At 70.9% G+C, this 12817-nt stretch carries 10 protein-coding genes and 1 pseudogene; 5 read left to right on the top strand and 6 right to left on the bottom strand.

Going from position 1 to position 12817, the window contains the following annotated elements:
- Both FF041_RS09055 and FF041_RS09050 read right to left on the bottom strand, forming a co-directional pair.
- The coding region (locus tag FF041_RS09055; RefSeq protein ID WP_153521850.1) for a hypothetical protein at positions 1-673 on the bottom strand (673 nt) is incomplete at its 3' end.
- Between the two features lie 5 nt (positions 674-678).
- The gene (locus tag FF041_RS09050) at positions 679-1317 is read right to left on the bottom strand and encodes a papain-like cysteine protease family protein (protein WP_153521844.1); all 639 of its coding nucleotides are present in this window, start codon (positions 1315-1317) and stop codon (positions 679-681) included.
- 270 nt (positions 1318-1587) lie between these two features.
- Here FF041_RS09050 and FF041_RS09045 point away from each other — a divergent pair, with 270 nt between their 5' ends.
- The gene (locus FF041_RS09045) at positions 1588-2520 is read left to right on the top strand and encodes a hypothetical protein (RefSeq protein ID WP_153521842.1); all 933 of its coding nucleotides are present in this window, start codon (positions 1588-1590) and stop codon (positions 2518-2520) included.
- 199 nt (positions 2521-2719) lie between these two features.
- On the opposite strand, the gene FF041_RS09040 is transcribed toward FF041_RS09045, so the two are convergent.
- On the bottom strand, positions 2720-3151 hold the full coding sequence (locus FF041_RS09040; protein ID WP_153521840.1) for a Rieske (2Fe-2S) protein: 432 nt from the start codon (positions 3149-3151) through the stop codon (positions 2720-2722).
- Between the two features lie 228 nt (positions 3152-3379).
- Here FF041_RS09040 and FF041_RS09035 point away from each other — a divergent pair, with 228 nt between their 5' ends.
- A complete protein-coding gene (locus FF041_RS09035) occupies positions 3380-4285 on the top strand; it encodes a carbohydrate kinase family protein (RefSeq protein WP_323391488.1) in 906 nt (301 codons plus the stop codon).
- A gap of 193 nt (positions 4286-4478) precedes the next feature.
- Here the strand turns inward: FF041_RS09035 and uvrA are convergent, their stop codons facing one another.
- A complete protein-coding gene (uvrA, locus tag FF041_RS09030; protein WP_323391487.1) occupies positions 4479-7574 on the bottom strand; it encodes an excinuclease ABC subunit UvrA in 3096 nt (1031 codons plus the stop codon).
- Positions 7575-7897: 323 nt separating this feature from the next.
- Between uvrA and FF041_RS09025 the strand changes: the two genes are divergently transcribed.
- The 3 genes from FF041_RS09025 (at position 7898) to FF041_RS09015 (ending at position 10222) form a co-directional block, all read left to right on the top strand.
- The gene (locus FF041_RS09025; protein ID WP_153483361.1) at positions 7898-8584 is read left to right on the top strand and encodes a maleylpyruvate isomerase family mycothiol-dependent enzyme; all 687 of its coding nucleotides are present in this window, start codon (positions 7898-7900) and stop codon (positions 8582-8584) included.
- A gap of 192 nt (positions 8585-8776) precedes the next feature.
- A complete protein-coding gene (locus FF041_RS09020) occupies positions 8777-9433 on the top strand; it encodes an MBL fold metallo-hydrolase (RefSeq protein ID WP_153521838.1) in 657 nt (218 codons plus the stop codon).
- Between the two features lie 345 nt (positions 9434-9778).
- Positions 9779-10222 carry a hypothetical protein gene (locus tag FF041_RS09015; RefSeq protein ID WP_153521836.1) on the top strand — a complete coding sequence of 148 codons (444 nt, stop codon included), beginning with the start codon at positions 9779-9781 and terminating at the stop codon, positions 10220-10222.
- Between the two features lie 105 nt (positions 10223-10327).
- On the opposite strand, the gene FF041_RS09010 is transcribed toward FF041_RS09015, so the two are convergent.
- Together FF041_RS09010 and FF041_RS37765 are read right to left on the bottom strand one after the other, a co-directional pair.
- A complete protein-coding gene (locus FF041_RS09010; RefSeq protein WP_323391486.1) occupies positions 10328-11353 on the bottom strand; it encodes a TerC family protein in 1026 nt (341 codons plus the stop codon).
- 275 nt (positions 11354-11628) lie between these two features.
- Positions 11629-12817, bottom strand: a pseudogene (locus tag FF041_RS37765) (TerD family protein); the annotation flags it as partial.

Genomic DNA, 12817 nt, shown 5'->3' with positions numbered 1-12817 from the left:
GCCCGGCGGGCTCGTAGCCGCCCGCCAGGCCCTTCTTCGCATAGGCGGAGCCGGGCAGTTTGTCGCCGTAGGCGGCGCGGACCCGGTCGCGGTAGGCCCCGACCGTGGTCCCCTTCGCGCCGACCGCCCGTATCGCGTCCTTGTCCAGCGGCAGGACCTTCGTACCCCCGCTGACGTACCAGGCGTCCGTCTGCGGCTCGCGGAAGACGGTGCCTCCGGGCAGCTTGCGCTCGCCCAGCCGGGCGTAGCGGAACTCGTCGTCGCCGGTGGCGATGTTGACCACCTGCCAGTCCGCGCCCTGGCGGGCCGCCCACACCGACGCGATCTGGCCGTCGGACGAGACCGCCTTGGTGGCGAGGAACTCGGTACGGGCGATGGGCACGCCCGCCTTCCCCGCCACGAACTCCGGTGCGAGCGTGCGTACGGGCACGGTCGTCCCGGCGGCCCGGGGGGCCGCCGCCGAGCGGGCGACGGCGCCGTCCCGGGCGAAGAACCGGGAGAGGGTCTCCACCGTGGCCGGTGCGGTGGCCGCGTCACGCGCCGCAGCCAGATCCGCCGCCGAGTGGTCCGCGCCGGAGGCCCCCGGGGCGGCGGCGGCGATTCCCGCGCCGGCCGTTCCGAGCGCGAGGCAGGCGGCCAGGCAGACTCCCGCGATTCCTGAGGTCCGCTTCATCGCGCTCACGCCCCGATCCGGTAGAGCGAGTGGGTCCAGGAGAAGGAGTTGTTGTTCACGTACCAGGCGTGGGAACCCCAGTTGTAGCGGTCGCTGGTCTGCCAGGGGTCACCCCAGTAGACCCAGCTGTCAGCCGTGTCGTAGCCGTAGATCACATGCATGTGCCCGCCGCCGCTGGACCACTGGATACGGGTCTCGATCGGCCGGTTCGCATCGATTTCGGTCTGTACGGCCGGGTAGCGCAGCCAGTTGTTGATGTACGAGCCGGGGTTGATCCCGGCCCAGCGCAGCCCGGTCTGCACATTGCCGAGCGTGGCCTGGTTGTTGGGGCACTCGGTGCCCTGCTGGCGGTTGAAGGCGGCGTTGCAGAACTGGTTCTGCGAGTAGGTGCGGCCGTAGTAGGCGGCGATGGTGTTGCCGCCGGCGGCCCAGCACCAATTGGTCTTCAGCTGCGCTTGCATCGTGAGGTCGAGGCGCTTCCAGGCCAGGGCGGACTGGGTGTCGCCGGATCCGGCCGCCCGGGCGTCGCCGGTCCGGACGGCCTGATCGGCTGCCGGGGCGGCCGTGGCCGGGGAGAGGGGAAGGGTGAGAAGTGCCGCGAGGACGGCCGCCGTCGAGGCGAGCCGTCTCCAGGTAGAGCGCATCGCGTTCCTCCCTGAGGGATGGTGGGGGTGGAGGAGCGCGTCCGGACGCTGCGGTTTGAGCATCGATCCTTGTCCGGAACAGGTCAACACGCTTCAATGCGGGGAATACGGAGCTGTGAACACGGCGGCCGGAATGTGAATGCGCCCGCCCGTACCACCTGGACGGGCACCGCCGTCCGTCCGCCGGGGCGGTCTCGGCCGTGAACGTTCACTGAATCCCCGTGCCGGTTCCACGGGCCGTACCGCCCCCTGATCCGCTGGAGGAGTCCCATGGGCCACACCGAGGCCGATCTGGCGCAGGTGCTGCACACCGGCCCGTTCCATCTGGCGCTGCGCGCGGCGCTCTCGGTGCGCGGGCTGCCGCTCCAGCGGGTCCAGCACCATCTCGCCCACCGGGGCATCAAGGTCGGCGTCACCAGCCTCAGCTACTGGCAGCAGGGCGCTCGCAGACCCCAGCGCCCGGAGTCACTGCGGGCGGTGCGCGCGCTGGAGGAGGTGCTCGAACTCCCCGGTCACTCCCTGACCAGGCTGCTCGGCGTCGGCGAGGGCGGCGGGCGCGCGGAGGTCGAGCGCCCCCCGGCGCGCTCCTACCGCTCGCTGATGGAGGTCTCCACAGCGGTGGAGACACTGCTCGCGGAGCTGGAGTGCCCGCTGGACGGGGGGCTGCACACGGTGGGCCACCATGAGCGGGTACGCATCGGTCCCGGCCGGGAGCTGCTCGGGCGCGACTCCCGGCATGTGGTGCGCGCCCACCGCGACGGGATCGACCGCTATCTCGCGATCCACCACGGGGACCGTGGCTGCGACCCCTCCCGGGTGCGGGTGAGCGCGCTGGAGAACTGCCGTACGGGGCGGGTGCGGCGGCACCATGAGTCGGGGGTGGTGATCGCGGAGCTGCTCTTCGACGCCCGGCTGCGCGCGGGGGACACCTATTTCTTCGGCTACGGCATCGAGGACGGCACCGCCGGGCCGAGCACCGAGTATGTCCGGGGCTTCACCTACGCGGGCGGGCAGTACGTCCTCCAGGTGCGCTTCGACGAGGGCGCGCTGCCGGTGCGGTGCCGACGGTTCGCCCAGGCCACGACGGGTGCGCCACGCGGAGCCCGGACCGATCTGACGCTCAGCGGCAGACACCGTACGGTCCATCTGGTCGAACAGGGGGTACGGCCCGGGATCCTCGGGATCGACTGGGACTGGGACTGAGCGGCCGGGCTCCCCGGAGCTGAACGGGGCGATGTGGGTGCGGGTGCGGGGCCGGTGTGGTGGCCGGTGTGGGGTCCGGGATGGTGGCCGGTGCGGGGTCCGGGATGGTGGCCGGTGTGGGGTCCGGGACGGCGGACGGACTCCGGCCCGGACCGGCGGGGGCGGCGGCGGACCGAGGCGGGACGGTCGCAGGACGGTGCTACGCGTCCGGGCCCGCGACCAGCTTGCCGCCCTCCGCCTTGATCTGGACCTCCGGCAGCGGCACGGTCGCCGGGCCCACGAGCGCCTTGCCGGTGGTGACGTCGAACCGGCTGCCGTGGCAGGGGCAGTTGCCCTCGTTGCCCACGATCTTGTCGAGGACGCAGCCCGCGTGGGTGCACTGGGCGCTGAACGCCTTGTACTCCCCCTCGGCCGGGCAGCTCACGATGAGACGCTCCTCGCGGTAGAGCTTCGCACCGCCGACCGGTATGGCGTCGGCCGCACCCAGGTGCACGGGCTCGGTCGGGGTGGGGATCGCCGCACGGCCGAGCTTCGAATCGGTGGAGCAGGCGGCGACCCCGAGACCGGCGGCCCCGGCGAGGGCGGCGCCTTTCAGCACGGTGCGGCGGGCGGCTGGGGTGGGGCCGGACATGAGAACTCCACTGGTCGGGCGTTGATCGGGTGCCGATCGGATCCCTGACGATCGGTGGCGGTCAGGGGCCGATCGGGGACGGTCGGGCGCGGTCGGCGACGGCGGAGAGCGCGGCTTGGCTGCGGCGATCGGACCGGGGGCGACAGACCCGACAATACCGACGGGTGGCCGCCGCCCCGATGGCGGGCTCCCTCTCCCGCCGAACCCTCATGGGCTAGGTTCTGGGCCGTGATCGTCGTCGCCGGAGAATCCTTGATCGACCTGGTCCCCCAGGGGACCGGCACACCCCTGCCACCGCTGCTGCCGCGCCTCGGCGGCGGCCCGTACAACACCGCGGTGGCGCTCGGCCGGCTCGGGACCCGGACGGGCTTCTGCTCCCGGGTGTCCACGGACGGCTTCGGCATGGCGCTGCTCGCCGGGCTGCGGTCGGCGGGCGTCGACGTCTCCCTGGTGGAGCGCGGCCCCGAGCCGACGACGCTGGCGGTCGCCGCCATCGGCGCGGACGGCTCGGCGGGCTATGGCTTCTACGCCGAGGGCAGCGCGGACCGGCTCTTCCAACTGCCGCCGCCGCTGCCGGACGCGGTGCGGGCGGTGGCGTTCGGCACCTGCTCGCTGGTGCTGGAGCCGGGCGCGAGCGCCTATGAGGCGCTGCTGCGGCGGGAGTCCGGGCGCGGGCTGTTCACCCTGCTCGACCCCAACATCAGACCGGGGCTGATCCCGGACGCCGCCGCCTATCGCGAGCGGTTCAGGGGGTGGCTGCCGGATGTCTCCCTGCTGAAGCTGTCGGCCGACGACGCCCGCTGGCTGGGCGGGACGCCAAGCGGTCCCGGGGGCCCCGCGGCCGTGGTGCTCACCCGGGGCGCGGCGGGGATGACGGTACGGACCCGGGGCGGGCTGGAGGTCTCGGTCCCGGCCGCCCCGGTGACGGTCGCGGACACCATCGGCGCGGGTGACACGGTGAACGCGGCGCTGCTGCACGGGCTGGCTGCCCGTGACGCGCTGTCGGCGGAGGCGCTGGCGGCGCTGGACCGTGCGGCCTGGGAGGAGATCCTCGCCTTCGCCGCGCGGGCCGCGGCGATCACCTGCTCCCGGCCGGGGGCTGAGTCGCCCTTCGCCCACGAACTCGACGGCTGAGCCCGCTCCCCCGCGAATGGGACGGCCGGGCCCCGCCGGGCGGTGTGCCGCGGGCCGGTCGGCCGGGCGGCGTAGGCCCCCGGCCGCGCGGTGTGCCGCGAGGCCGGTTGGTGTGCCGGGCGGCCGGGCGGTAGAGGCCCCGGCCGGTCCGCGCGCTCCCCCGGGTGGTGTCCGGGAGAGCGCGGAGCCCCGCTCAGGAGGTCTTGCGGACCCTGGCCGTCGCCGTCTTCCGGGCGGTGCCCTTCGCGGCCACGGTCTTCTTCGCCGCCGCCGTCTTGGCGGCGACGGCCTTGGTCGTACCGACCTTCTTGGCGTTGACCTTCTTGGCCGCGGCGGGTTCCGTGGCGTCGGTCTTCGTCCGGGCCGTCTTCCTGGCCGCGGGCCTCTTCGCGGCGGTCTTCCGGCCGGCCGGGCCCGACCCCGAGCCCACCGCGTCGCTGATCCGCTCGGGGTCCAGAATGTCCCGCAGGAACTTTCCGGTGTGGCTCACCGAAACCCCCGCGACCTGCTCCGGAGTGCCCTCCGCGATCACCAGGCCACCGCCGTTGCCGCCTTCCGGCCCCATGTCCACGACCCAGTCGGCGGTCTTGACCACATCGAGGTTGTGCTCGATGACGATGACCGTGTTGCCCTTGTCGACCAGCCCGGAGAGCACCGTGATCAGCTTGCTGATGTCCTCGAAGTGCAGACCGGTGGTCGGCTCGTCCAGGACGTATACGGTGCGGCCGGTGGAGCGCTTCTGAAGCTCCGAGGCCAGCTTCACCCGCTGTGCCTCACCGCCCGAGAGCGTCGGCGCGGACTGGCCGAGACGCACATAGCCGAGGCCGACCTCGTGGAGCGTCTTGAGATGGCGGGCGATCGTCGGGACGGCCTCGAAGAAGTCCAGGGCCTCCTCGATCGGCATGTCCAGCACCTCGGCGATGGACTTGCCCTTGTAATGGACCTCCAGGGTCTCCCGGTTGTAGCGCGCGCCGTGACAGACCTCGCACGGGACGTACACATCCGGCAGGAAGTTCATCTCGATCTTGATGGTGCCGTCGCCGGAGCAGTTCTCGCAGCGACCGCCCTTGACGTTGAAGGAGAACCGGCCGGGAAGGTAGCCCCTGACCTTGGCCTCCATCGTCTCCGCGAAGAGCTTGCGGACATGGTCGAAGACGCCGGTGTAGGTCGCCGGGTTGGAGCGCGGTGTGCGGCCGATGGGCGACTGGTCGACATGGACGACCTTGTCGACCAGATCGTCCCCGTCGACCCGCGTGTGGCGGCCGGGCACCGACTTCGCGCCGTTGAGCTCACGGGCGAGATGGGTGTAGAGGATGTCGTTGACCAGCGTCGACTTACCGGAACCAGAGACTCCGGTGACGGCGGTCAGCACTCCGAGCGGGAAGGAGACGTCGATGTCCCGCAGATTGTTCTCCCGCGCGCCGTGGACCGTGAGCAGCCGCCCGGGATCCGACGGCCTGCGGATGTCGGGCGTCGGGATGGCCTTCTTCCCGGCGAGGTACTGCCCGGTCATGGACTCCTTGTTGGCGAGCAGCTCCTTCAAGGGACCGGAGTGCACGACCCTGCCGCCGTGCTCGCCCGCGCCGGGGCCGATGTCCACGACCCAGTCGGCGACCTTGATGGTGTCCTCGTCGTGCTCCACGACGATGAGGGTGTTGCCCATGTCCCGGAGGCGGACCAGGGTCTCGATCAGCCGGTGGTTGTCGCGCTGGTGCAGTCCGATGGACGGCTCGTCCAGGACGTAGAGCACTCCGACGAGACCGGAGCCGATCTGGGTGGCGAGCCGGATGCGCTGGGCCTCGCCGCCGGAGAGCGTGCCCGCCGCCCGGTTGAGCGAGAGATAGTCCAGACCGACGTCGACCAGGAACCTCAACCGCTCGTTGACCTCCTTGAGCACCCGCTCCGCGATCTTCTTGTCACGGGCGTTGAGCTTCAGCCGGCCGAGGAAGTCGGCGCACTCGCTGATCGACATGGCGGCGACCTCGGCGATGGACTTCTCCATCACCGTGACCGCGAGGACGATCGGCTTCAGCCGGGTGCCCTCGCAGGTGGGGCAGGGCACCTCGCGCATATAGCCCTCGAAGCGTTCCCTGCTGGAGTCGCTCTCCGCCTCCTGGTGCCGCCTCCGGACGAACTGCACAGCGCCTTCGAAGGCGGGCGTCGTATACGCGCGCTCCCGTCCGTACCGATTGCGGTAGCGGACCTCGACCTGGGTCTTGTGGCCGTACAGCAGGGCTTTTCTGGCCCGCTGGGGCAGTCCTCCCCAGGGCATCTCGGTGGAGAAGCCCAGCGCCTGGGCGAGCCCGCCGATCAGCCGCCCGAAGTACTCCTTGGTGTGGCCGTGGGACCAGGGGTGGATCGCCCCCTCGTCGAGGGACTTCTCCTCGTCGGGGACGATCAGCTCGGCGTCGACCTCCATGCGGGTGCCGATGCCGGTGCAGTCGGGGCAGGCGCCGAAGGGGGAGTTGAAGGAGAAGGAGCGGGGCTCCAGCTCCTCGAAGGAGAGGTCGTCGTACGGGCAGTACAGATGCTCCGAGTACATCCGCTCGCGCTCGGGGTCGTCCTCGGGGAGGTCCACGAAGTCGAGCACGACCATGCCGCCGGAGAGGCCGAGCGCGGTCTCCACCGAGTCGGTCAGCCGCCGCTTGGCGCCCTCCTTCACGGTGAGCCGGTCCACGACCACCTCGATGGTGTGCTTCTCCTGCTTCTTCAGCACGGGCGGCTCGGCGAGCTGGATGGTCTGCCCGTCCACCCGCGCCCGGCTGTATCCCTTGGTCTGGAGGTCGGCGAAGAGATCGACGAACTCGCCCTTGCGCTCGCGCACCAGCGGCGAGAGCACCTGGAAGCGGCTGCCCTCGGGCAGCTCCAGCACCTTGTCCACGATGGCCTGCGGCGACTGCCGGGAGATGGGGCGTCCGCACTCGGGGCAGTGCGGCTTGCCGATCCGGGCGAAGAGCAGCCGGAGGTAGTCGTACACCTCGGTGATGGTGCCGACCGTGGAGCGCGGATTGCGCGAGGTCGACTTCTGGTCGATCGAGACGGCCGGGGAGAGTCCTTCGATGAAGTCGACGTCCGGCTTGTCCATCTGCCCGAGGAACTGGCGGGCGTACGACGACAGGGATTCCACATAGCGGCGCTGGCCCTCGGCGAAGATCGTGTCGAAGGCGAGCGAGGACTTGCCCGACCCGGAGAGCCCCGTGAACACGATGAGGGAGTCACGGGGGAGGTCGAGCGAGACGTTCTTGAGATTGTGCTCGCGAGCGCCACGGACGATGAGACGGTCGGCCACGCCGGGTCCGCACCTTTCTTGAGAGGTCCTGAGAGGTCCTGAGGAATCTTGGGGGCTTGAGGGCTGGAGGCTTGGGGTGAGTGAGAGGGCTTGGGAGATGCGGGAGCTCCGGTCTCCTTCCCGGACCGTTTCGGACTGTTTCGGACTGTTCCAGCGGATGAGAGGGGCCGGATCGGCGGCGGCCGGACGGCGGAGGCGCCGGCCGGCGATGAGCGGCCCCGACATTCAAGGATGCCTCGCTCCAGGCTATAGCACGTACATTCGAATTACGGCGGCTGGAGACCACCTTCACCCGATCGGGTGGCGCGGCTATCGTCGGCCTCATGATCGATCCCCAGCGCGACCTGGCCTCTGTACGCGAAGCCACCGAGCGGCTGCTCACCGCGGTCGCCTCACTGGACAACGCCCGTCTCGCCGCTCCGTCACGGCTCCCGGGCTGGTCCCGGGGGCATGTGCTCGCCCATCTCTCCCGTAACGCCGACGCGCTCGTGAATGTTCTCGAAGGCCGCCCGATGTACGAGAGCGCCACGGCACGCGAGAAGGACATCGAGCGGGACTCGGGGCGGCAGCTCGACATCCAGCTCGCCGATCTGCACGACAGCGACGCCCTGCTGCGGGCCGTGGCCGGGCTCCCCGCCGACTGGAACCGCACGGTGGAGCTGCGCAACGGCGTCACGGACACGGCGGCCCGGCTCCCCTTCCGCAGACTGGTCGAGGTCGAGCTGCACCATGTCGACCTGGATGCGGGTTATGAGCTGACGGATCTGCCCGAGGAGTTCGTCCGGCGCGAGATCGGCTTTCTCACCGAGCGTTTCCGTCACCACCCGGATGTGCCGTCCATCGGCCTGATCGCCCCGGACGGCCGGACCTGGACCACCGGCGGCGGCGAGGGCGGTCCGCTGAGGGCCGAGGGCCCGGCCTGGGAGCTGATGGGCTGGCTCGCCGGGCGGCGGGACGGCGCCGCGCTCACGGTGTCGGGCGGCAAGCTGCCGACCCTGCCCCCGCTCTGAGCCGCTGCCGCTGCCGCTGCCGTGCACGGTCCAGGGCTCCGGCTCGCGCCGGTACGGACCGCCGGGCCCGGGTCTGCGGCCGGCAGGGGCCCGGGGCCCGCGCCGGCAGGGATCCGGGCCGCCCGCGACCCGTACGGGCCCCGGGTCCGTGCTCCCTCCCCGTGGCCCCGGGCCCCGCTATAGGCTGCTCCTATGACGTACAGCGGAGTGGTCAGGGCCGGGGGCCCCGCGGATGTGCACGAGCTGACGGATCTGATGATCTCCAAGGTCTCGGTCGGCCCGATGGACAACAACTCCTATCTGCTGCGCTGCCGGGCCACCGGCGAGCAACTGCTGATCGATGCGGCCAGCGAGCCCGGGACCCTGCTGCGGCTGATCGGCGAGGACTCGATCACCGCCGTCGTCACCACCCACCGCCACGCCGACCACTGGCAGGCGCTGGCCGAGGTGGTCGCCGCGACCGGGGCCCGCACCTGGGCGGGGGCGTACGACGCCGAGGGCATCCCCGTCCCGACCGACAGACCGCTCCAGGACGGGGACGTCGTCCGGGTCGGCCGGGTCGAGCTGACCGCCCGCCGTCTGGTGGGGCACACCCCGGGCTCGATCGCCCTGATCTTCGACGATCCGCACGGGCATCCCCATGTGTTCACGGGCGACTGTCTGTTCCCCGGCGGGGTGGGCAACACCCGCAAGGACCCCGAGGCCTTCGCCTCCCTCCTCCACGACGTGGAGACCAAACTGTTCGACGCGCTGCCGGACGAGACCTGGATCTACCCGGGCCACGGCAAGGACACCACGCTGGGCGCCGAGCGCCCGCATCTGCAGGAGTGGCGCGCCCGGGGCTGGTGACGCCCTGGCACGGTCCGTCACCGGGGCAGCGTCGCCGTCACCACCAGCCCGCCTCGTCCTCCACCACCAGCACCCGCATCCGGCACCCGCTGCCCTCTGTCGCGTTTCCGGTCCATGCGTCTGCCCGCGCTCCCGCCGGTGGCGTTTCGGGTCACTGGGGGGCGTTCCATGCCTCGCGCGCGACAGCCCGGCACTCATGGTGGCGGCCTTCGCGTTTCCTCTCCACCAGGGCCGGGTAGAGCGGGCATCGCGTTCACGGTGGCACGGAAACGGCGAAGAAACCGCTCACTGCGTTGCATCACTCCCTAACGGACGGAGTCCCGGCCCGGCAGGAGGAGAGAACCGATGCGCATACGTACGCGAACCGCCCTGGCGGCGCTGCCGCTGGTACTGGCGACAGCGCTGACGGGCTGCCGATCGGACGGTGATGACCACAAGGGGGTGGACTCGGTCACCGCTGGCGGTGCGGGCGGCACGAGCGGCACGAGCGGCGGCGGGAAGAGCGACCGGGCCGGGTCGAAGAGCGCCGAGCCGAGTACGAGCCCGCAGGAGGCGGCCCTGAGGTTCGTGCGGTGCATGCGCGAGAACGGTGTCCCCATGGAGGACCCGGTGGACGGGCGGCTGACGATCACCCAGAAGGCGGGCTCGGGCACCCGCGCGATGGACAAGGCGATGCGGGCCTGCCACCGGTATCAGCCGCAGGAGACCGACCCGGAGGGCACACCGGATCCGAAGACCGCGGAAGCGACGCGGAAGGGCGCGGGACGCGGTGCGCCGGAGAACCGGTGAGGGGCCGGACCGCGGCAGGGCCCACCGCCGAGGAGCACGCCGGCCGGGGAGAAAACCGAGCGGGGGCGGACGGCAGATGCCGTCCGCCCCCGCTGGGGACGCTCGTCAGGCTTCGACGCTGTCCTTGTCCTTCGAGTGGGGCTCGTCGGGGCCCTCGCCGCTCTCGACGGCCTCGGCCGCTTCCCGCTCGGCCTGCTTCTTGGAGGCGATGAGGCTGGTGATCGTGGTGATGATCAGCACGCCGCAGATGACCGCCAGCGAGAACGGGATCGAGATCTCGGGGACGTGCACCCCGCTCTCATGGAGTGCGTGCAGCACCAGCTTGACGCCGATGAAGCCGAGGATCACCGAGAGGCCGTAGCTGAGGTGGACCAGCTTCTTGAGCAGTCCGCCGATGAGGAAGTACAGCTGACGCAGACCCATCAGGGCGAAGGCGTTGGCCGTGAAGACGATGTACGGGTCCTGGGTCAGGCCGAAGATCGCCGGGATGGAGTCCAGGGCGAAGAGGACGTCCGTGGTGCCGATGGCGAGCATGACCACCATCAGCGGGGTCAGGATGCGCTTGCCGTTCCGCTGGATGAAGAGCTTGGTGCCGTGGTACTGGTCGGCGACGCCGAACTTCTTCTCGATGGACTTCAGGAGACGGTTCTCCTCGAAGTCGTCCTCGTCCTCATCGGAGCGCGCCTCCTGGATCAGCTTCCAGGCGGTGTAGATCAGGAACGCGCCGAAGATGTAGAAGACCCACGAGAAGTTCGAGATGATGGCCGCGCCCGCCGCGATGAAGATGGCGCGCAGCACCAGGGCGATCAGCACACCGATGAGCAGCACCCGCTGCTGGAGGTGTGAGGGCACCGAGAACTTCGCCATGATCAGAACGAAGACGAAGAGATTGTCGACACTGAGCGACTTCTCGGTGATGAAGCCTGCGAAGAACTCTCCGGACGCCTGGCTGCTGCCCCAGATGAACAGGCCGATTCCGAAGAGAGCTGCCAGCGCGATCCAGACGATGGTCCAGATTCCGGCTTCCTTTATCGACACGTCATGGGGCTTGCGCCCGATGAAGAAGTCGACTGCGATCAGGGCGGACAGACCGAGAATGGTCAGCACCCACAGGGTCAATGAAACGTCCACTGCGCCTCCGGCGTCGTACGGCTACTTGATCAGCGTCGCCGCTGCCGGAGGTCTCTTCCACCCGGGCGGTCCTAGCCGCACAGGCCGACGCCCCGGGACCCATGAGAGTCCGTACTGACGGGCACGTCGCAGCCGGGAATACTCCCCTCCGCTCAGTGGAGCGTACAGGAGCGACCAAGCGTAGGTAAAGAGCTTGGTAAAGAAATATTCAAATGCCCAGCTCAGAGGCGGCATATCGGTCGTACGCTCCGGGCGCTCAGCGGTGATTTCGCGCCTCAGCGGCCCTCGGACCGATGTGCGGCGGCCACCTGATCCAGCACCTGCCCCAGCACCGCGCTGCCCGGTGGCACGGCGAGCGGCTGATAGGTCCAGGCATGGTGCACCCAGGGATCGGCCAGATGGTCGTCCGGGACCGGGGTGATCCGCAGCAGTGAGCGCCACAGCGGGTCCAGCACCGGCCCGTAGGCGTCGGCGTCCTCCCGGTCGGCGACCATCATCAGATGGACGCCGGCCGCGGGGCCCTCATCGGCGAGATACCGCAGCTGGGTGACCGCGCGGTCGTCGAAGCCATGCGGGAAGTCATTGACGATCAGCAGCCGCTCGGCGGTGTCCAGACCGGGGGGCAGCGAGTCCACCGCGCCGGCGCGCAGCGCCATGGTGACCAGATCCACCCGCTGGGTGAGGTTCGCGAGCGTCTCCCGGACGCCCTGCGCGCCGGCGGCGGGCACGGCGGTGAGGACACCGGAGCGGAGCAGCGGGGCCAGCGAGGGGGCCGCCGTGCCCGCCGGGTCGATGACCTGGAGGACGAGGCGCCCGGGCGCGTGGACGGCCAGCAGCCGGGCCGCGTGGGTCACCGCGCAGTCCATGGCGAGCCGCCGCAGCTGCGCGGCGTCGAACGTCATCGCGGCCTCGGAGCCGGTGCGTCCGCTGTCCACCCACAGTCCGCGCTCCAGCGGCAGCCTGATGAGAAACGGAATCAGCAGCTCGGGAGCCTCGGGAAGCCGGAGATCCCCGAGGCGCAGCGCCATCGGGCCCTCCGAGGGCACACGGTAGGCGTGCCAGACGGGGTTGTCCCAGCGGGCGAGGGCGGGCGGCAGAGCGGGCTCGACGACATCGGACTCGGCGGTGAGCTGCCTCAGATCGCGGTCGAGCGCCTGACGGGCCCGGGCTATCAGCTCTTCGCGTTTGGCCCGGGCGGCCTCGCGGGCCCTCTCCCCGGCCCCGCCGATCCGGTTGCGCGGGTCGGCGAGGACCTGATCGAGCTCCCGGTCCAGCCGGGACTCGGCGAACTCGACGGCGCTGCGGTAGGCGGCGACGGTACGGGCCAGGTCCTCGAACATGCCCCAGATCTGGTTGTAGAGCCGCTCCTCCATGGACCAGCCGGTGGCGTCGCCCGCGACGGGCCGGGCCGGCTCTCCCCGCTCGGCCGGTGCGGGCGGAGGGGGCAGAGAGGGAGGAGGAGGA

The sequence above is a fragment of the Streptomyces jumonjinensis genome, from assembly GCF_009600885.1.
Taxonomy (GTDB): domain Bacteria; phylum Actinomycetota; class Actinomycetes; order Streptomycetales; family Streptomycetaceae; genus Streptomyces; species Streptomyces jumonjinensis.
The sequence above is the reverse complement of the archived record's forward strand: the minus strand, read 5'-3'. Positions and strand labels throughout refer to the sequence as shown.